The 20,361-nt window shown below is 67.3% G+C and carries 17 protein-coding genes; 7 read left to right on the top strand and 10 right to left on the bottom strand.

The features are described from left to right. Positions 1-43 precede the first annotated feature (43 nt). Both LPH33_RS01160 and LPH33_RS01155 read left to right on the top strand, forming a co-directional pair. The gene (locus LPH33_RS01160) at positions 44-895 is read left to right on the top strand and encodes an ABC transporter ATP-binding protein (RefSeq protein ID WP_085989369.1); all 852 of its coding nucleotides are present in this window, start codon (positions 44-46) and stop codon (positions 893-895) included. Next, positions 888-1,778: a glycosyltransferase gene (locus tag LPH33_RS01155; protein WP_229566806.1), complete on the top strand. Its 891-nt coding sequence runs from the start codon at positions 888-890 to the stop codon at positions 1,776-1,778. The genes LPH33_RS01160 and LPH33_RS01155 overlap by 8 nt, the downstream gene beginning before the upstream one ends. A 12-nt stretch (positions 1,779-1,790) precedes the next feature. On the opposite strand, the gene LPH33_RS01150 is transcribed toward LPH33_RS01155, so the two are convergent. Both LPH33_RS01150 and LPH33_RS01145 read right to left on the bottom strand, forming a co-directional pair. After that, positions 1,791-2,279, bottom strand: coding sequence for a hypothetical protein (locus LPH33_RS01150; protein WP_160877298.1), 489 nt, complete (start codon positions 2,277-2,279; stop codon positions 1,791-1,793). Continuing rightward, positions 2,276-4,735: a molybdopterin oxidoreductase family protein gene (locus LPH33_RS01145; RefSeq protein ID WP_229566804.1), complete on the bottom strand. Its 2,460-nt coding sequence runs from the start codon at positions 4,733-4,735 to the stop codon at positions 2,276-2,278. Before LPH33_RS01145 ends, LPH33_RS01150 begins: the two co-directional genes overlap by 4 nt. Positions 4,736-4,878: 143 nt before the next feature. Between LPH33_RS01145 and LPH33_RS01140 the strand changes: the two genes are divergently transcribed. Continuing rightward, entirely contained in the window at positions 4,879-6,660 is a 1,782-nt protein-coding gene (locus tag LPH33_RS01140; protein WP_229566802.1) for an AMP-dependent synthetase/ligase, read from the top strand. 56 nt (positions 6,661-6,716) lie between these two features. Here LPH33_RS01140 and LPH33_RS01135 read toward each other — a convergent pair whose 3' ends face one another. The 4 genes from LPH33_RS01135 to LPH33_RS01120 all read right to left on the bottom strand — a co-directional run bounded on the left by LPH33_RS01135 (position 6,717) and on the right by LPH33_RS01120 (position 11,692). Continuing rightward, positions 6,717-9,209, bottom strand: a complete 2,493-nt coding sequence (locus tag LPH33_RS01135) for a response regulator (RefSeq protein ID WP_229566801.1) — start codon at positions 9,207-9,209, stop codon at positions 6,717-6,719. Between the two features lie 159 nt (positions 9,210-9,368). Next, entirely contained in the window at positions 9,369-9,752 is a 384-nt protein-coding gene (locus LPH33_RS01130) for a hypothetical protein (protein ID WP_229566799.1), read from the bottom strand. A gap of 28 nt (positions 9,753-9,780) precedes the next feature. Beyond that, positions 9,781-10,428 (bottom strand): trimeric intracellular cation channel family protein, encoded by a 648-nt coding sequence (locus LPH33_RS01125; RefSeq protein WP_229566798.1) that lies wholly within the window; start codon positions 10,426-10,428, stop codon positions 9,781-9,783. A 13-nt stretch (positions 10,429-10,441) separates the two neighbouring features. After that, on the bottom strand, positions 10,442-11,692 hold the full coding sequence (locus LPH33_RS01120; protein WP_229566796.1) for an amidohydrolase: 1,251 nt from the start codon (positions 11,690-11,692) through the stop codon (positions 10,442-10,444). A 188-nt stretch (positions 11,693-11,880) separates the two neighbouring features. Here LPH33_RS01120 and LPH33_RS01115 point away from each other — a divergent pair, with 188 nt between their 5' ends. Then, positions 11,881-12,729 carry an ABC transporter permease gene (locus LPH33_RS01115; protein WP_006553471.1) on the top strand — a complete coding sequence of 283 codons (849 nt, stop codon included), beginning with the start codon at positions 11,881-11,883 and terminating at the stop codon, positions 12,727-12,729. On the opposite strand, the gene LPH33_RS01110 is transcribed toward LPH33_RS01115, so the two are convergent. From LPH33_RS01110 to rfbB, 3 genes are all read right to left on the bottom strand, one after another. Further along, positions 12,717-14,222 (bottom strand): glycosyltransferase family 39 protein, encoded by a 1,506-nt coding sequence (locus tag LPH33_RS01110; RefSeq protein ID WP_229566794.1) that lies wholly within the window; start codon positions 14,220-14,222, stop codon positions 12,717-12,719. The genes LPH33_RS01115 and LPH33_RS01110 overlap by 13 nt on opposite strands. A gap of 3 nt (positions 14,223-14,225) precedes the next feature. Further along, a complete protein-coding gene (locus tag LPH33_RS01105; RefSeq protein WP_039583435.1) occupies positions 14,226-16,130 on the bottom strand; it encodes a glycosyltransferase in 1,905 nt (634 codons plus the stop codon). Positions 16,131-16,273: 143 nt separating this feature from the next. Beyond that, positions 16,274-17,281 (bottom strand): dTDP-glucose 4,6-dehydratase, encoded by a 1,008-nt coding sequence (gene rfbB / locus LPH33_RS01100; protein WP_229566793.1) that lies wholly within the window; start codon positions 17,279-17,281, stop codon positions 16,274-16,276. Between the two features lie 69 nt (positions 17,282-17,350). On the opposite strand from rfbB, the gene rfbA reads away from it, so the two are divergent. The 3 genes from rfbA to LPH33_RS01085 all read left to right on the top strand — a co-directional run bounded on the left by rfbA (position 17,351) and on the right by LPH33_RS01085 (position 19,344). After that, positions 17,351-18,226 carry a glucose-1-phosphate thymidylyltransferase RfbA gene (gene rfbA / locus LPH33_RS01095; RefSeq protein WP_160877310.1) on the top strand — a complete coding sequence of 292 codons (876 nt, stop codon included), beginning with the start codon at positions 17,351-17,353 and terminating at the stop codon, positions 18,224-18,226. Continuing rightward, a complete protein-coding gene (rfbC, locus tag LPH33_RS01090; RefSeq protein ID WP_229566791.1) occupies positions 18,227-18,829 on the top strand; it encodes a dTDP-4-dehydrorhamnose 3,5-epimerase in 603 nt (200 codons plus the stop codon). Between the two features lie 71 nt (positions 18,830-18,900). Then, positions 18,901-19,344, top strand: a complete 444-nt coding sequence (locus LPH33_RS01085) for a hypothetical protein (protein WP_059382152.1) — start codon at positions 18,901-18,903, stop codon at positions 19,342-19,344. 47 nt (positions 19,345-19,391) lie between these two features. Here the strand turns inward: LPH33_RS01085 and LPH33_RS01080 are convergent, their stop codons facing one another. After that, entirely contained in the window at positions 19,392-20,267 is an 876-nt protein-coding gene (locus tag LPH33_RS01080; protein ID WP_059382151.1) for a DUF559 domain-containing protein, read from the bottom strand. Positions 20,268-20,361 lie beyond the last annotated feature (94 nt).

Here is a 20,361-nt window from a genome sequence, read left to right as displayed (position 1 = left end):
CGCGACGGGTACGCTCGGGTCCCGTGTCAGCGTCTGGAGCAGCATCGTGAGTCGGGTCAGCATCGAAACGCGCGGCGCGTGCGTCGACTTTCCCATCTTCGACGCCAAGACCCGCTCCTTGAAGAAGGCCTTCCTGGGTAAGGCGGGCGGAGCGATCGGCCGCAACAACTCCGACGTCGTGGTCGTCGAGGCTCTGCGCGACATCACGATGTCGCTGAAGGAAGGCGACCGCGTCGGGCTCGTCGGCCACAACGGCGCCGGCAAGTCCACGCTGCTGCGTCTGCTCTCGGGGATCTACGAGCCCACCCGCGGCCACGCCCGGGTGAAGGGCCGCGTCGCGCCGGTGTTCGACCTCGGCGTCGGCATGGACCCGGAGATCTCCGGCTACGAGAACATCGTCATCCGCGGCATGTTCCTCGGGATGAGCCGCAAGCAGATGCTGGCCAAGGTCGACGAGATCGCCGAGTTCACCGAGCTCGGCGACTACCTCAACATGCCGTTGCGCACCTACTCGACCGGTATGCGGGTGCGCGTTGCGCTCGGTGTGGTCACCAGCATCGACCCCGAGATCCTGCTGCTCGACGAGGGCATCGGCGCGGTCGACGCGGAGTTCATGAAGAAGGCGCGCGTGCGTCTGCAGGATCTCGTCGCGCGTTCGGGCATCCTCGTGTTCGCCAGCCACTCCAACGAGTTCCTCGCCCAGCTGTGCGACCAGGCGATGTGGATCGATCACGGCCAGATCCGTGAGCAGGGCGACATCGAGCACGTGGTGCGCGCCTACGAGGGCGACGAGGCCGGCGATCACGTGCGCACGATCCTCCACGAGCTCGAGCGTGAGCGGATCGCGAAGTCCGCCCACGACACCGCGGCCTCGACGGGTTCGAACGGTGGCTGACGAACGGATCATCGGCGTCGTCGTCACGCACCGCCGTCGTGAGTTGCTGGCGGATTCGCTGAAAGTTCTTGCCTCGCAGTCCCGTCCGCTCGATCATCTCGTGGTGGTCGACAACGGCGACGAGGACGCGGTGCGCGAGCTCGTCGACGCGGTGGACCTGCCCACGAGTTATCTCGGTTCGAAGCACAATCTCGGCGGCGCGGGCGGCTTCGCCCTCGGCATCCTGTACGCACTGTCGCTGGGCGCCGACCGGGTGTGGCTCGCCGACGACGACGGCCGCCCCGAGGGACCGGACGTGCTCGCGACGCTGCTCGACTGCGCGCAGCGCAACGGCCTGGCCGAGGTGTCGCCGGTCGTGTGCGACATCGCGCAACCCGATCGCCTCGCCTTCCCGCTGCGCCGCGGTGTGGTGTGGCGGCGATGGCGGCACGAACTCGGCGACGAGGACCTGCTGCCCGGCATCGCCTCGTTGTTCAACGGCGCCCTCTTCACGGCCGCGGCGATCGACGCGGTGGGCGTGCCCGACCTGCGCCTGTTCGTCCGCGGCGACGAGGTCGAGGTGCACCGCCGTCTCGTCCGGTCGGGCCTGCCGTTCGGCACCTGTTTGCAGACGGCCTACCTGCACCCGGACGGTGCCGACGAGTTCAAGCCGATCCTCGGTGGCCGGATGCACACGCAGTATCCGGACAACGACACCAAGCGGTTCTTCACCTACCGCAACCGCGGCTACCTGCTCTCGCAGCCGGGACTGCGCCGGTTGCTGCCCCAGGAATGGGTGCGGTTCGGCTGGTACTTCCTGATCACCCGCCGCGACCTGGCCGGCCTGCGCGAGTGGATCCGGCTGCGCAGACTCGGGCGCGAGGAGAGGTTCGAACGGCCCTGACTTCGGCGCTGCTCAGTCGGTGACGACCGTCTGCGCGGCGATCTCCTTGAGTTTCGCGTTCGCCCAGCGCAGTTGACGCAGGGTCTGGGGATGGCAGCGTTTCGAGAGGGCGAGCAGTTCGCGGTCGCTCAGGGCCTGCGCCGTCTGGGCGAGGATCTCCCAGTCGAGCGAGACGCCCGCCGCCATGCGGTGCACGGTGCGCAGGTCCCGCAGCAACAGGACACTCGGGGCGTGCCGGCGTCCGAGCATCTCGCTTCCCTTCCGCCGCACCTCTGCGAGCACCTCGTGGACGCCCTGGGGCTCGTCGTCGAGATCGAGGTCGTAGTCGTGACCGACGCGGGCGAGTTCGTGCACGTGCTGCTGCGACCAGCCGGCGATGTCACGCGCCACGTGGAAGATCTCGTGGTCGACCTTGTGCCGGTCCGCGGTGCGCAGCAGCTCGGTCGCCAGGTCGTTCTCCGATCGGTGCAGTTCGCGGATCGCCAGGGACACCTTGTTCATCGCGGCCCTCCGTCGTCGAGCGTCTCGGTGATCTCGGCGTCCGGTCCACCCGAAGTGGCGGGCACGGTGCCGGAGACGGGCGCCGAGGCGGTGGTGGTCGGCGCCGCGGACGGCCCGTCGTCGGCGACGGCGACCCGTTCGACGCGCGCGGCACCCGACTTGAACAGGGGTTGCTTCGACGCCGGGTCCCAGTCGGTGAAGGTCAGTTCGTTGGCCGCGCGCCCCTCGAGCGCCGGTTCGTGACCCGCGGGGGTGTCCCAGTAGCCGTAGTGGAACGGCAGGAACAGCACCCCGGTCCGGATCCCGCTGATCCGCAGCCGCGCGGTGACGTGCCCGCGCGGGGTGTCGACCCGCAGCAGGTCGCCCTCCGACCAGCCGTGCCGTTCGGCATCGCCCGCCGACATCTCCACCCACACCTCCGGTGCCGCGCGTTGCAGTTGCGGGGCACGACCGGTCTTCGTGCGGGTGTGGAAGTGGTAGAGCGTGCGGCCGGTGGTGAGCAGATACGGATACTCGTCGGAGACCGTCTCGTGCGGGGGAAGATACTCACCCGCCTTGATGATCGCCTTGCCGAAGGGGTTCAGCGCCCGGTACTCGGTGGGTTCGACCGGCGCTCCGGTGACCATGTCGCGTCCGTAGTTCTCGCAGTAGTCCGGTGCGGCCCAGAACTTTCCGCCCTCGTAGAGACGTTCGGTCCCGTCGGGGGCGTCGGCGTTGCACGGCCACTGGATTCCGCTTCCGCCACGGAGTTTCTCGTAGGTGATGCCCGTGTAGTCACAGGGCCGCCCGGCCGTGCACTCCTTCCACGCCTCGAACGCCTCCTCGGGCGTGGACCACTTCACGAGCGGGTCGCCGTCCTTGTCCCGCAGGTCGAGCCGGCGCGCGTAGTCGGCGAAGATGTCGAGATCGGGCCTGGCCTGCCCGGGTGGTTCGACGGCCTTCTCCGACAGGTGCACGGTGCGGTCGGTGTTGGTGAACGTCCCGGTCTTCTCACCCCAGGTCGCAGCGGGCAGGACGACGTCGGCGAGTTGCGCGGTCTCCGACAGGAAGATGTCCTGCACCACGAGGAAAAGCCTGTCCTGGGAGAGGATCTCGCGCACCCGGCGCAGCTCCGGCAGGGACACGGCCGGGTTCGTCCCGCTCACGTAGAGGAAGCGGATCGAGCCGTCCTCGACATACCGCATCATCTGCATGAGGTGGGTGGGCGCGGTGTAGTGCGGGATCCGCATCGGGTCGATGTTCCACACCCGGGCGAGGTCCTCGACGTGCGCCTCGTTGGCCCAGTTCCGGAAGGCCGGCAGGTCACCGTCGGCTCCGCATTCACGGGTGTTCTGCGCGGTGGGCTGCCCGTTCATCTGGAGGACTCCGCAACCGGGCCTGCCGAGCATGCCGCGCACGAGATGGATGTTGTTCACCTGAACGGCGGCCGCGGTGGCCTGATGGGACTGAAAGAAGCCCTGCAGGACCGTCGAGAGCAGCCGCTCCGCCGTGCCGAGCAGTCGAGCGGCCTCCCGCAGATCCTCGATGGGGACGTCGCAGATCTCGGCGGCCTTCTCGAGGGAGTAGTCGGCAAGCCGGCTGCGCAGCTCGTCGAATCCGACGGTGTGGTCCTCGATGTACTTCTCGTCGATCCACCCGCGTCGCAGGATCTCGTGCAACAGCCCGTTCATGAGGACGACGTTGGTACCCGGGCGCGGAGCGAGGTGCACCGTCGCGGCCCGCGCGACCGGCGTCCGCCGCGGATCCACACAGATCACGGCCGGCGGATTCGGTCCGGCGAGCCGATCGAGGATCCGCGTCCATGTCACCGTCTGTGTCTCGGCCATGTTGTGTCCGTAGAGCGCGATGACGTCGGCATGGTCGATGTCGGTGTAGGAGCCTGGCTGGCCGTCGCACCCGAAGGACTGTTTGAGGGCGGCTGCCGCCGTCGCCGTGCACAGTCTCGTGTTGCCGTCCATGTGGTTGGTGCCGATGCCACCGTGCCCGATGAGCGCGAGGGTGTAGTACTCCTCCAGGAACAACTGCCCGGTGGTGTAGAAGCCGACCGAGCTGGGGCCGCGCTCGTCGAGCAGCTGCTTCGTGCGACCGGCGACGGCATCCATCGCGGTGTCCCAGTCGGTCTCGACGAGCTTGCCGTCGCGCCGGATCAACGGCGCGGTGAGCCGGTCCTCCGAGTGGTTCGCCTGCCAGCCGAACAGGTCCTTGGGGTCGACCCGGCCGTGGTTGACCCGGTCGACGGCGCGTCCGCGAACCCCCACCATGCGTCCGTCCTTGACGGCGATGTCGAGGCCGTCGCCGTTGGAATGCAGGATGGTCGCCGACTGCACCCACCTGTCGACATCGTCCTCGGTCAGTCCGTCGGCGAGATAGGTGTCGACGCGGGTGGGCCAGCGTTGCCCGGGTCCATAGGGTGTGCGCGAACCCCACGGATCCGCGATGCGATCCACGGTGGTCATGTCCCCGGCGGTACCCGGGGTGGGCAGGAACAAACACTTGCCTGCATCACCGCTCGATTCCGGCGCAACGATCCGGCAAATCCGACCACGGATGTACGCACTTCGTCCTACACTTTCGCCACACTCGACCTCGGGAGCCAGTGATGACCCCTCGTGCCACCTCACCGTCGACCCTCTGCGAAGCCTTCCAGACCACCGCCGCGGCGTACCCCGACAAGGTCGCGCTGCGCACCCCCGACGACTCCGTCTCCTACACCTGGCGTCAGTACGCGCAGCGCGTCGAACGCCTCGCCGCCGGGCTGGCCGGCCTCGGCGTGAGCCGCGGGGACACCGTCGGTCTCATGCTCACCAACCGGCCCGAATTCCACCTTCTCGACACCGCCGCGATCCACCTCGGCGCGGTGCCGTTCTCGATCTACAACTCGTTGACCGCCGAACAGATCTCGTACGTGCTCGGCAACGCCGGCAACCGCGTGATGATCGCCGAGGAACAGTTCGTCCCCGTTCTGCGGCAGGCGATCGGCGACACGAAGGTCGAGCACCTGGTGTGCATCGACGGCAAACCGGAAGGCACGATCTCCCTCGACGACCTCGAGGCCGCCGCCGATCCGTCCTTCGATTTCGACGCCTCGTGGAAGGCCGTGCAACCGCCCGACCTGCTGACCCTCATCTACACCTCCGGCACCACCGGGCCGCCGAAGGGTGTCGAACTCACCCACGCCAACCTGCTCGCCGAACTCGAGGCGACGAGCTCGTATCTGCCCACCGGCCCGGACGACCGGATCCTGTCGTATCTGCCCGACGCGCACATCGCCAACCGCTGGGGCTCGCACTACTCGAGCCTGTACAGCGGCATGCAGATCACCACGCTCGACGACCTCAAGCAGGCCATCACCGTGCTGCCGAGCCTGCGGCCGACGCTCTTCGGTGCCGTCCCCCAGGTCTGGTACAAGCTCAAGGCCGCGATCGACAAGACCCTCGCCGAGGAATCGAGCCCGATCAAGAAGAAACTCGCGTTGTGGGCGATCGACGTCGGACGCAAGCGTGCCCGGCTGCAGTCCGACGGCAAACCGGTCCCCCGCACCCTCGAGGTGCAGCACGCGGTGGCCGACAGGCTGGTGCTGTCCGCGATCCGCGGCAAGCTCGGCCTCGATCAGGTCCGGGCCGCTGTCACCGGTGCCGCCGCGATCTCGCCGGAGGTCCTCGAGTTCGTTCTCGCCCTGGGCATTCCGTGCTCCGAGGTGTGGGGCATGTCGGAGACCTCGTGCGTGGTCACGATGAACCGGCCGGGCGCCATCCGCATCGGCACCGTCGGGCAGGCCGTGCCGTGTGCGCAGCTCAGGATCGCCGAGGACGGCGAACTGCTCGTCTCCGGTCCACTACTGATGAAGGGCTACCGCAACGACCCCGAGAAGACTTCGGATGCAATCGATTCCGACGGCTGGTTGCACACCGGCGACATCGGTGAGATCGACGCGGACGGATACGTGCGGTTGATCGACCGGAAGAAGGAGATCATCGTCAACGCGGCGGGGAAGAACATGTCACCCGCCAATATCGAAGGCGCTCTGCGTGCCGCTTGCCCGATGCTCGGTGGCGCCGTCGCCATCGGCAACGACCGACCCTACAACGTCGCGCTGCTCGCGCTCGATCCCGATGCCCTGGCCGTTTTCGCCGAACAACACGGTCTCAGCGGCACCCACGAGGAGCTCTCCCGGCATCCGGTGGTCCTCGAGTCGATCGCGAAATCGGTCGAGGAGGCGAACAGCAAGTTGTCGCGGGTCGAGCAGATCAAGAAGTACACGGTGCTGCCGACGATCTGGGAACCCTCCGGCGACGAGCTGACCCCGACGATGAAGCTCAAGCGCAAGCCCATCGATGCGAAGTATGCCGAGGAGATCGACAAGCTGTACGCGGGGGCCTGATCCGTCACCGCGCTCACGGTCTGCAGTAGCAGCGGCGGAACCGAAGGCGCAGAGCACTACCCCGACGAATTGCTGAGCGAGGCGGTGTAGTCACCGACGATCTGCTCGGCGATCTCACGCACCTTGACGTTGCGGTGCTGGGAGAAGGCGACGAGTTTGTCGAACGCCGCGTCGGCGTCGCACTTGAACGTGGCCATCATCAGTCCGACGGCCTTGCTCAGTGTCGACCGGGTCTCCAGGGCCGTCTTCAACTGGTCGGACTCACGCTCCCGCGCGGCGAGCATCTGCTCACGCAGCCACGACAATTCGAGATTCACGCGCACACGGGCGATGAGCTCGTCGGGATGGAACGGTTTGGTGATGTAATCGTCGGCGCCGGTACGCAGACCGCCGATCGTGGCCTCCGCGCCGGCCCGTGCCGTCAGGAGGATGACCGGCAAACGGGAGGTCGCCGGGTCGCGGCGGATCTCCCCGAGCAGCTCCACCCCGTCCCGACCGGGGAGCATGATGTCGCTGAGGACGAGATGCGGCGGTCGCGATCGGATCCGCTCGAGGGCGGCATCGCTGTCCCCCACCGCATCCACGTGCCAGCTCTGGCGACGCAACAACTGCGTCAGATAGTCACGCATGTCCGCGTTGTCCTCGATCACGAGGATCCGTGGCAACGATTCCACATCCTCTCCCTGCATGGACGATTCGTTCTCGTCGAAAGCGACCCTGTCCCACTGTTGCGCTTCGCCGATGTACATGGCGCTCAGATCCCCCGGGACGGTTCCCGCCGGCGACTCCGACGTCTGGTCGAGGACGCGGGGAACGGACACGGTGAAGGTGCTGCCGTGCCCGAGCTCACTGGACACGGTCACACTTCCGCCGAGCGTGTGGACCCAGTCCGAGACGAGGGACAGACCCAGCCCGATGCCCTCCTGACTGCGTCCCCCGACGCTCTCGACGCGATGGAACCGTTCGAAGATGCGACCGAGCTCCGATTCCGGAATGCCGAGACCGGTGTCGGCGACCTTCAGGACCAGCAGATCGTCCTCGACGTCCAGATCCACATCGATCGATCCCGAGGGGGTGTACTTGATCGCGTTCGAGAGCAGGTTCAGCACGATATGGGCCCACGTCTGGGGATCGAGCCGGGTCTGCTCGGCCGCCGCGTCGGCGATCCGGCTGCGCAGGTCCAGGCCCGCACGCTGAGCCGCGTCGGTGAACAGGTCCACACATTCGGCCGTGAGCGCCGCCGGATCGGTCGGCCTCAGGGGCTTTCGCGACGGGTCGGTCTCGGCACGCGTCGCTTCGAGCAACGCGTCGACGAGTCGCCGCAACCGGATCGCGGCGCGCTGAGAGACCTCCAGCGACTGTCGCTGCGCGTCCGTCAGCGTCGTGGCCTCGTCGAGCATGCTCTGCAACGGGCCGAGGAGCAGTGTGAGCGGTGTGCGGAACTCGTGGCTGATCGATTCGAGGAACCGGGTCTTGGCAGCGTCGAGCGCCGCGAACGCATCGGCCCGGCGACGCTCGGCATCCATCGCCGACGCATCACGCAGCAGTCCCGAGATCTTGGTGGCGACGAGTTCGACGAAGGTGGAGTACGCGGCGTCGAACACCCGGTACGGACTCAGTCCGACGGCGAGGACACCGAGCGGGAAGTCGTGTCCCGACGCCGTCAACGGCACGAGGAGGATGGTGCCGATCGGATGGTCTCCGAGGGTTCGCTGCGGGTCGAGCAGATCCGGGGAACGCTCGGCGACGCCGGAGACGACGAAGGGTTCGGAGGCCCTCGCGGCCTTCGACAGCAGCTGGTCCTCATCCGGTCCGAGCAGGGAACCAGAGAAGCCGGGCTTCGTCCCGATTGCGGCGAGCTGCTTCCAGTTCGGTTGCGGATCATCGGGATCCACCACCCGACTGTCGAGGAACAGTGCAGCCAGCGGAATATCCTGATGACTGGGCGCGAGCGCGTCCAACGCGTTCCGGCACGTCTCGATCACCGACATTCCCGAATCGGTGATCGCCACCGTGCCGAGACGGCTCAGGGCCTCCAGACGACGCTCGCCGAGCACCCGCGAGGTGACATCGGTGGTCGCGACGAACACCCCTGCCACCTCGCCGGACTCGTCGCGGATCGGGCTGTAGGAGAAGGTCCAGTAGGTCTCCTCCTCGTAGCCGTGGCGCTGCATGAACAGCAGTTCCTCTTCGGCGAAGGTCGCCGTACCCGCCATCGCCCGTTCGACGCGGGCTCCGACCTCGTCCCACACCTCGTGCCAGCACTCGGGTGCCGGCTGGGCGACCGCCGCGGGGTACTTGTCACCGAGGACGGGGATGATCGCGTCGTTGAAGAGTTGCACCAGCTGCGGTCCCCACCACAGGAGCATCGGCACCTCGGACGGCAGCACCGTCCGCACCGCCATGCGCAGCTCTGCGGGCCACGACTCCACCGGCCCCAGGGGCGTAGCCGACCAATCGGTCTTCCGAAAGCGTTCCTGGCTTTCTCCCGGTCCCGCGAACAGGCGCTCCGCCGACCACGCTTCTCCCGACTCGGCTGTCGCCCTCATGCCCCGTCACTCCCATCTCCGGTACTTCCCGCCGCCATTCTCCCCTCATATCGCGCAGTGCGACGCCACAAAGAGGACATACAACCTCCTTTCCTCAGGTGGGCGGTGGTGGCGGTTCGTCGGGGGAGGGAGAGAACGGCGTGGCCGGCAGCCGACCGGCTATTTCGGGCACGTCCCGGCGTAGCGATCCAGACCGAGGCCGCCGTTTCGCTTCTTGCTGCGTCCGGTCGGTCCGCCCTTCGGCGAGCGCACCCAGGTGCCGGACGAGTCGAGTCCGGGCATGCGTTCGCTTCCGAACCTGCTGTACCGGGTCTCACCGTCGACGGTCAGCACACCGTCCTGCACGTCGATGTGCGCGACGGTCGCCCAGTACGAGTTCTTCCCGTTGCCGACGTACACGAGGATCTCGTCGGCGTGGTGGGCGCAGATACAGCCGGCGGCGGAACTGTACGAGTGGCCGGGCGACTCGGGCCAGATGGTTGCGGACGGCGACGGAGACTGACGCGCGGCCGATCGAGTCCGGCGTTGTTTGCGAGAACGCATCGAAAATCGACAACAACACCGGTTTCGGTCAGGCCGGTTTCGGTGGGTCGGGGTCGCCGAATCCCCGAGGACGTGGCGCGTCGAGATCGTAACGGACCCCGACCATTCGGATGACGAAGCACAACGCCGCAGCCCCGAGCGCTGCGGGCGGCGTGGGCACCTCGAGACTCTCGCAGACGACGAGGACGGTCGCGGCCACCAGCGCAGGAATGGCATACAACTCGCTGTTCAACACGACCGGAACCCGCCGGATCAACACGTCGCGCACCGTGCCGCCCCCGACCCCGGTGATCGCGCCCAGGATGATCGCCTGCACCGGACCCAACCCGAGATCGAGGGCCTTACCCGCACCGGTGACGGCGAACAGACTCAAGCCTGCGGCGTCGAACACGGTGATCGGCTTGGACAATCGCTCCAGCTTGCGGCCGAAGAGAGCGAGAAGGCTTCCGGCAGCGGCCACCGCGAGATAGCGCCAGTCGCTGAACGTCGCGGGCGGAAGGTCGTCGATCAGGATGTCGCGGATGATCCCGCCACCGAGCGCGGTCACCATCCCGAGCGTCACCACGCCGACGATGTCGATCCTCGCGACCCGCACGGCGGTGAAGGCGCCGTTGACAGCGAAGGCGAAGGTGCCGAGCAGATCGAGTACGAGCAGCAACGTGCTCTGGGTAGTCACGCGTCTCCGTCCGTCATGCAGTCCCCAGGAACGCCCGCGCAGCGACAGTCAGAGCAGCCGTCCCGGCGTCGAGGGTGGGCTGCAGCAGCGGAGCGAACTTCGACGAGTGGTTGACCGGCACGTCGTCGGCGATGCGCCCCTCGACTTCGGCCTGACGGTAGAGCTCGGGATCGGTGCCACCTATCCCCCAGTACGTGTACGGAATGCCGAGCGCGCGGGGAATGACGCTGAAGTCCTCACTGGCCGTCTGCAACGGAAGTTCACCCGCGCCGTCCCCGAAGTGCTCGGCGAACGCCGCCGCGACCCGCTCGGTGACCACGGGGTCGTTGTCCGTCATCGGGTACTGGTCGAACAGTTCGAACTCGGGTGGTCGCGGCGAACGGGAGGCGTCGCACTCGGCGACGACGATCCGCTTCACAGCGGTGAGGATCGCATGACGGGTGTCCTCGTCGTAGTCGTAGGTGCGGAGGTTGAGCAGGATCGTCGCCGTGTCCGGAATGACGTTGCTCTTCGTCCCGGCCTGAATACTGCCGACGGTCAGTACCGCAGGCTCGCCGGGCCGGGTCTCCCGCGCGATGATCGTCTGCAACCGGACGACGATCATCGCGGCGAGGACCACCGGGTCGACGGAGGCCTGCGGCATCGACCCGTGCGCGCCGCGGCCGTGAACGGTGATGCGCATGCTGTCCGCGGCCGAGAGGGTCGGCCCGCTGCGCGTGCCCACGAGCCCGGCCGGGAAGGCCAGGACGTGCTGGCACAATGCCACGTCGACCTTCCCGACGATCCCGGCGAGCCCGTCGTCGACCATGCGCCGAGCGCCGTCGGCGACCTCCTCCCCCGGCTGGAACACCGCGACCAGCCGCCCACACCACTCGCCGGCGCGGGACAACAGCTCCACCGCCCCGACGAGACATGCGACGTGCATGTCGTGCCCGCAGGCGTGCATGACAGGCGTCGCGTTGCCGTCCGCGCCGGTCGCGGTCACGGAACTGGCGTAGTCCAGACCGGTCTCCTCCCGAACCGGCAGGGCATCCATATCGGCGCGCAGCAGCACTCCGGGCCCGTCACCTCGCTGTAGGACCCCGACGACCCCCGTGCCACCCACACCGGTGTGCACCTCGCACCCGGCGGCCCGTAACCGCGCGGCGACCTCCGCTGCAGTGCGCGACTCCTGGTGCGACAACTCCGGGTGGGCGTGCAGGTCGCGGTAGAAGTTCTCCTGGTCCGCGCGGATCTCGTCCAAGCCCTGCAGAGCAAGCGTCATGACGTCTCCTCGGTGGTCGGATCGGTGGTACCACGGTCCGGATACCGCACCGGACCGCAATCGACACGGGCGTGCGGTTCTCGTCGAGAATATCGTGCAAGATCGACAGGACCTGCGCATCCGTCGGGAGTCCCGATCACCCCGCGCCCCGGCAGGCCGCATTTGCGCCGCGGGTAGGCTCGGGACCCGTGTCTGATGCCCTCACCGTCGACGACGAACCCATCGAGTCGTCCTCACGCTCGTTCCGGCGCGCGTTCCAGGATCTGCGCGAAGGCTTCAACCACCGCGAACTGTGGTTGCTGCTCGGCTGGCAGGACATCAAGCAGCGCTACCGCCGGTCGGTGCTCGGTCCGTTCTGGATCACGATCGCCACGGGTGTGTCGGCGATCGCGATGGGTGTGCTCTACGGCACGCTGTTCAACCTCGACGTCCCGGAGTTCCTGCCGTACGTCGCGCTCGGCTTCATCATCTGGAACCTGATCCAGGGGTCGATCCTCGAGGGCGCGGACGTGTTCATGTCCAACGAGGGCCTGATCAAGCAGTTGCCGACGCCGTTGAGTGTGCACGTCTACCGGCTGGTGTGGCGGCAGATGATCCTGTTCGCGCACAACATCGTCATCTACATCGGTATCTTCATCTTCTTCCCACGTCAGCTGTACTGGACGGCCTTCCTCGCCATCCCGGCGCTGGCGTTGATCGCGATCAACGCGGTGTGGGTGTCGCTGGTCTTCGGCATCCTCGCCACGCGCTACCGCGACATCGCGCCGCTGCTCGGCAGCATCGTCCAGCTGTTGTTCTTCATGACGCCGATCATCTGGACGGAGAAGACGCTCGAGGGCACCGGCAACGAGGGTCGGGCGCGGATCGCGGAGATCAACCCGCTCTACCACTTCCTCGACATCGTGCGGACCCCGCTGCTCGGCGGCGACCAGCAGCTCTACCACTGGGTCATCGTCCTGATCATCACCGTCGTCGGCTGGGGTATCGCTCTGCTCGCGCTGCGCAACTACCGCTCGCGCGTCGCCTACTGGGTCTGAGCCGGTTCGAGCCGGACCAGCTGCGAACGGTGGATCGGCTCCCGGTCGGTGATCCGGAAACCGACGGCCTCGAGCTCCCGGTAGGTGTCGGTCTCGGTGAACCGGTGGGGGTCGAACCGCCACCACACGTTGTTCGGGTGCCACACCCGGAAGCCGGTCTCGCGCTCACCGTCGGCGATCACCCACAGCACCTCGCATCGGGCCGCAGCGCGTCGGGCGAGTTCCGGCGGCGGGGCGTCGGTCGACCACAGGTTCACGCGGTCGACGGCGTCGTATCCGAGCCCCACGTCGTCGAGTCCCTCCACCGCGTCGGGCCGGGCGTCGACGACAGCGCGCAGTGAGGTGGGTGCCCACGAGACGCGCGGTTCGAAGGCGACACAGTCGCCGGGTTCGGAGCGTTCGACCAGCCGGTCGGCGATCACGCTGTAGTCCATCCCGCCCGGCTTGCCGAACGGCTGTCGCTGCTGCACGTAGGCCGGCGCGACACTGACGGCGACCGCCGTCAGCACGATCAGCATCGACCACCAGCGCGTGGCAACGCGGGCTGCGGCCCAGCCCACCAACAGCACCATCGCGGGCACCGTGAACGACAGATAGCGCTCGAGGTACATGTTGTCCTCGAGCAGCGAGTAGCCGAGCAACAGCACCATCGGCACGGCGAAGCCCGGTACCGCGAGCCAGAGCAAGGTGCGCTCCCCCGGCTCCACACCACGACGGACCGCGACGATCACCCCACCCACGGTGATCGCGGCGCACAATGCCGCCGTCCACGGGGCCTGCGGGAACCACTGGTCGAGAGCGATCGTGCGGACGATCGTCGAGTCGAGCGGGGGAATCCACGCGACCTGCTTGGCCTGCGAGTACGCGAGCAGCACGAACGGCGTCGACAAGGCCGCGCCCACCCCTGCGGACAGCAGGAACGCGCCGCGTCCACGACCACGGACCAGCACAGTGAGGAGATGCGCGACGACGACCGTCGCGGAGTACACGAACATCACCGTCGCGACCGGCAGGACGACGGCGTACAGCACCCACCAGCGTCTACGGCCGCTCGTGCATCCGAGCGCGACCAGCAGCGACAACACCGCGACCAGCCCCACAGCGAAGGCATAGGATCGCGCTTCGGTTGCTGCCCAGGTCACCCGCGGCGACAGCGCGAACAGCACCCCGGCGGCGATCCCCACGCGACGACCCGCCAGCACCTGGCCGGTCGCGGTGACAGCGGCGGCACCCACCCCGAGCGCGAGGACACCCGGAAGGCGGGCGGTGAACTCGTCGACGCCCACGAGGGAGAACCAGTGGTGCAGCAGAAGGTTGTGCAGGCCGTGGACGGCGTCGATCCGGGTGTGGACGCGGAGCATCCCCTCGACGGACCGGTCGGCACTCGAGATGGTCGCGGCCTCGTCCCACCACAGCGAGGGCACCCACGAGAACGCCCCTGCGACGAGCACGGTCGCAACCCCGACGAGCACGGGAAGCGACCATGCCCGCACGGTCTACCCGTCGATGCCGTACAGGCGCGCCCAGTTCTCGCGGCTCGTGAGCTTGGGCAGCGCTTCCTGCCAGACCGTCTTCATCCGGGGAGCTTCCTTGCGGAGCTGCCAGCACACCTTCGCGGCGTGCTTCGCGAGTTCGACGGCGGTGTCCTTGTCGCGGTGACGCACCCGCACGGCGTTCTGCGAGGCGTCGGTGACGACGGCCTTGTCGAACAACGACACGTGCCACCACGACGCGAAGTGCGCGGGCACGGTGACCGTCCGGCGGTCGACCTTGCCGGCGAACTGCTGCACGGCACGCTTGAGCAGCACCAGGCCCTCGCGCTTCTTGTCGGGCTCGAACTGCCACACCGACATCTGCGTGTGCGGGTCGGATTCGGCACCCACCTGCGCGGCCGGCAGCGGCTTCGTCTCGGGATAGCGGTCGCGCAGTTCGCGCAATTCCTTCAGCACCGACTGGCCGCCGTCGTAGAGGAAGTCCGGTCCGGCGAGGAAGTCCTCCGCGGCCTTGATGAAGGTCGCGGCGAGCCCGTACTGCATCGAGACGATGAGCTCACTGATCTTGCGGAACAGGTACTTCGACATGTCGTTGCCGTCGAAGCGCCCGTAGATGGACGAGACGATCAGACCGTTGCGGATGCTGAAGTAGCGCGCCCAGTCGTCGTAGTCCTTGAGGTAGAAGTCGGCGTGCCACACACCCGCATTGGGCAGGGTGACCGTCGGGTGCCCCGCGTAGCGGGCGCGGATGCCGTATTCGATGTCGTCCCACTGGAAGAACAACGGGATGGGCAGGCCGCAGTCGGCGATGATCTCGGCGGGCAGCAGGCAGGTCCACCAGCCGTTCCAGCCGGCGTCGAAACGCATGTCCTGCTTCTTCTTCACGAGATCGATGCCCATGCGCGCACCCGGAGTCAGTGCGCCGGCGGTGATCTCGTCGAGCACCTCGCGCTCGGCCGAGACGTGCAGGACCTGCGGGTTGCTCAACGACAGCATCTGGGCGCCGACGATGGTCGGCTGCACCGTCATGTTCGCGAAAGCGTTGAGACGCAACACCGATTCGGGTTCGCACAGGATGTCGTCGTCCATGACGATGACGTTGGCGTGCTCGGCCTTGGCGGAGCCGGTGATCTCGTACATGCCACGCGAGAAGCCACCCGCACCACCGAGATTCGGCTGGGTCAGGTAGATGAGCTTGTCGCCGAGCTTGTCGGCGACCTCGGCGAACGCCGAACGCGAGCGCACCTGATCGGTGCCCTGGTCGACGATGCACACCGCTTCGATGTCGGCCATCGCCCCGTCGTCCGAGGCGAGGGTGCCGACGGTGACGGTGCAGTCGTCGGCGCGGTTGAACGTGCAGATGACGACCGCGGCGGGTCGCAGGCGCTCGGGCGCGGCGACCGTCCAGCGCGCGTCGGAGACGAGCACCGATCCGTTGCTGGCGTCGACGGCAAACCACATCGCACCGCCGTCGACGAACCGCTCGATCGGCAGCTCGAGGTCGAGCTCGCCCGAACCCGACACCGTCTCGACCGTCACGATCCGCTCGCGCCCGCGGGCGTCGGAGGCCCACACGGTGAACTTCGCGGTACCGGAGCAGCCGTAGGTGAGCTGCAGGTTCACGGTCTTCACGTCGGTCCAGCGCTGCCAGAACGTCGCGGGGAAGCGCCCGAAGTAGGTGTTGGTGTGGGCGGTCGCGCCGTCGGCGAGCTGCAGCCCGTAACGGTCGGACGCCGCGTCGCCCTTGGTGTGGACGTACATCTTCTCCGGCACGCGCGGCGACAGGGATGCGAAGACGCCGCGCTGGACGATCAGCCGGTCGCGACGCACCGGCTCGGTGAGAACCTCGTCCAGCGTGTCCGCGTCATGTCCGATCGTGCTTGTGTCGCCGGCAGCTGCCTGCTCCATCGGGCTACTCCCCGCTCGTGGTCGATCCGCTGTTTTCGATGCGACAGTAGCAGCGGAAACAGGAGCTCCACGGTTGTGTGCGTCGTGCACCAGTGTTTCGACCCATTCGCGAATTGTGCCGGGATCACCCCGAACGGCGCAGGTTATCCGCCCAGAACGCGCTCGGTCCGGCTGTAGCCGGCCTCGGTGACGTGCTTCTGTGGCGTCCACCACTGCTCGTTGGCCCGGTACCAGTCGATGGTCGCGGCCAGGCCTTCACGGAAGTCGCGGTAGCGGGGCTGCCAGCCCAGTTCGGTGCGCAGGCGGGTCGCGTCGATGGCGTACCGCAGGTCGTGGCCGGGGCGGTCGGTGACGAAATCGAACTCGGTCCTGTCCTTGCCGCACAGTTCGAGGACGGTTTCGACGACGGTGCGGTTGTCGGTCTCCCCGTCGGCGCCGATCAGATAGGTCTCGCCGAGCTGTCCGTGTTCGATGATCGTCCACACCGCGCTGTTGTGGTCGTCGACGTGGATCCAGTCGCGCACGTTCGTGCCGGTGCCGTAGAGCTTGGGGCGCACACCGGTGAGCACGTTGGTGATCTGGCGGGGGATGAACTTCTCCACGTGCTGATAGGGGCCGTAGTTGTTCGAGCAGTTCGAGATGGTCGCGCGGACGCCGAACGAGCGCACCCAGGCGCGTACCAGCAGATCCGAGCCGGCCTTGGTCGACGAGTAGGGGCTCGACGGGTTGTAGGCGGTGGCCTCGGTGAAGCGGGCGGGGTCGTCGAGGGCGAGGTCGCCGTAGACCTCGTCGGTGGAGATGTGGTGATAGCGCACGTCGTACCTGCGGACGGCCTCGAGCAGGGTGAAGGTGCCCACGAGATTGGTGTGCACGAACGGCGCGGGGTTGGACAGCGAGTTGTCGTTGTGGGATTCGGCGGCGAAGTGCACCACCAGATCGGTGTCGGCGACGAGCCGGTCGACGAGGTCGGCGTCGGCGATGTCACCTTCGACGAAGGTGATCTTCTCGGCGACGGGGTCGAGGGAGGCACGGTTGCCGGCGTAGGTGAGCTTGTCGAGCACGGTGACCTGCGTGTCGGGTCGTTCCGCGACGGTCTGATGGACGAAGTTCGCGCCGATGAAACCGGCACCACCGGTGACGAGCAGCCTCATGCTTACCCACCCTACTTCCCAGGTGAGTGGCACGAACCGCCGCCACGACTCCATGCCAGACTGTCCGACATGCGCGGAATCATCCTGGCAGGCGGTACCGGCTCGCGTCTGCATCCGATTACCAGGGGCGTGAGCAAGCAGCTCGTGCCCGTCTACGACAAGCCGATGATCTACTACCCGCTCTCGACGCTCATGCTCGCCGGGATCCGCGACATCCTCATGATCACCACCCCGCACGACGCCGAGCAGTTCCGCTGGTTGCTCGGCGACGGTTCGCAGTTCGGGGTGAACATCACCTACGCGATCCAACCCTCACCCGACGGTCTGGCGCAGGCCTTCGTGCTCGGCGCCGACCACATCGGGACCGATCCGGTCGCATTGATCCTCGGCGACAACATCTTCTACGGCCCGGGCCTCGGCACCCAGCTCAAGCGCTTCGCGTACATCGACGGCGGTGCGGTGTTCGCGTACCGCGTGTCCGACCCGTCGGCCTACGGGGTGATCGAGTTCGACTCCACCGGTCGCGCCCTGTCGCTCGAGGAGAAGCCCGACGACCCGAAGTCGAACTTCGCGGTGCCGGGGCTGTACTTCTACGACAACGACGTCGTCGGGATCGCCCGTTCATTGAAGCCGTCGGCGCGCGGCGAGCTGGAGATCACCGACGTCAACCGCACTTATCTGGAAGCGGGGAAACTGCAGGTCGAGGTGTTGCCGCGCGGCACCGCGTGGCTCGACACCGGCACCTTCGACTCACTGCTCGACGCGTCGAACTACGTGCGCACCATCGAACAACGCCAGGGTCTGAAGATCGGCGCGCCCGAGGAGGTCGCGTGGCGTCTCGGGTTCATCGACGACGAGCAGTTGCGCGCCGCGGCCGAGCCGCTGGTGAAGTCGGGCTACGGCAGTTACCTGCTGGATCTGCTCGAACGAGGAAAGGACCGCTAGGTGCAGTACCGCGAATTGACGATCGCCGGGGCGTGGGAGGTCACGCCGAAACAGTTCGGCGACGACCGGGGCGTGTTCCTCGAATGGTTCAAGCAGGAGAGTTTCACCGACGCCGCCGGCCGGCCCCTGGAGTTGGCGCAGGCGAACTGCTCGGTCTCCGCCGCCGGGGTGCTGCGCGGCATCCACTACGCGGATGTCCCTCCGGGACAGGCGAAGTACGTCACGTGCGTGTCGGGGTCTGTGCTCGACGTCGTCGTCGACCTTCGGGTCGGGTCGCCGACCTTCGGCAAGTGGGATTCGGTGCTGCTGGACACGAAGGACCGTCGCGCGATCTTCCTGTCCGAGGGCCTCGGCCACGGTTTCCTTGCCCTCGAGGACAACTCGACCGTCGTCTACCTGTGCTCGACGGGCTACAACCCCGACCGGGAGCACGAGGTACACCCCCTCGATCCGGAGATCGGGATCGACTGGCCCACAACGGGTGCCGACGGCACCCCGCTGACCTACGAACTGTCGGCGAAGGACCAGGCGGCCCCCACCCTGGCCGACGCCCGCGAAACGGGCCGTCTCCCGCACGCACAGGGCTCAGTCGCCGATCCGTAACATCTTGGGACTCTTGCCGATAGCCAGAGCAGTGCTTCCGCACCGACCTACCGAAGAGACAGGATCCGACCGTGAAGTTGAATACCACCCTCGGACGGGTAGCGGGCGTCGGCGTCGCAGCCGCCGTTACCGCCGGCCTCGCTGTTGCCGGACCTTCCACCGCTTCCGCGGACTCGAACTGGACCACGTTCACCAATACGGTGGGTCTGCACCTCGACACGGGTTCGAGCGGGTATGCCGGCAACGCAACCCCGTTCATCGATGCGCCGGTCGTGCTCCGAACCGACCCCGCCTCTCCCGAACTGCCGTTCTGGATCGGGGGAATCGGATCACCGTTCTGCCCCTGCACCGTGCACTGGCACAACGAGACCACAGGTGAGCGCGGCAAGGTACGTGCCAACAGCACTCTGCTCCCCTCGGAAACGGGTGCCGGGGAGATCTCGGCATACGTCACCATCGACGGCAACGTCAGCGTCACCGCCGTTCGTGGCGTCGCCAACTGGACCGCCCGATAGCAGATCTGGTTGTTCCGACGGCGTTCAGCGCGGTCGGAACAACCGGATCATCGGGTGCGGCCGAGTGCCGCACGGATCCGGCGTACGACGCCGTCCGGGTCCTGCGTCAACATGTGCCAGGTGAATCGCAGGACGTGCCATCCTGCGTTGATCAGGACGTTCTGTCTTTCGATGTCGTGGCGGTGACGGTCTGCGTCGCGATGCCACGCCCATCCGTCGATCTCTATCGCCACCCGTTCGGCCTCGAACGCGACGTCGATCTCGTAGCCACAGCTCATCACGTGTGCACGCCAGCCGGTGAGCCCTGCCCGACGTAGCAGCCGATGGAAGATGCGTTCGGCCTGGGAGTGCCCGCCGTTCCGGGCGGTGCACAACAATGTCTCCGCAGCGCGCGACCCACGACGTCCCGGATTCCGGCGGTGGGACCGCTCCATCAAAGCCAATGACGTGTGTCGTTGAAGTGCTCTGTCCATGAGGACGGAACCCTCCTTCAGCTCGACCGCTGCCTCCAACACCGTGAGAGGTACACCTGTGACCCGCAGCCCGCGCACGGTCACGATGTCGTCGGCGGGCAGGTCCCTGCGACGGAGGTGCACATTCCCGTTCCTCACGATGGCCCGCCCGTGTGGGACGGTGACGAAGTAACGGGCGGGAGGCCTGTCGAGGATGCCGTGCCACCACGCGGCGCTCGGACCCCATGCCGTCGCCGCACGTCCCGCGCTGTAGACCGCGGTGCGCAAATGCACCGACGGAGTACGCTCCCGGTCGGCGCGCAGGTAGATACCGGGCGCCAGGGAGACCCATTCGCCGGATCGCACGTAATGGTCGATGATCGCGATGCTCAGTCCGCATCTCACAGCCTGATCTCGGGTGACGACACCGTCCTGCCGGGCCATGATCGCGTGCGCTCGGGAGCGTGACATATCCGGTTCGACGCCACAGGCTCCCGAACGGTTCCCCACCTGTGCGATTTGGTTGGATCAACCGCGCATACCGCCGTCGAACCAACCAAATCGG

Source organism: Rhodococcus sp. RDE2 (assembly GCF_020885655.1).
Classification (GTDB): Bacteria; Actinomycetota; Actinomycetes; order Mycobacteriales; family Mycobacteriaceae; genus Rhodococcus; species Rhodococcus pyridinivorans.
This window is presented reverse-complemented; position numbering and strand designations above follow the sequence as displayed.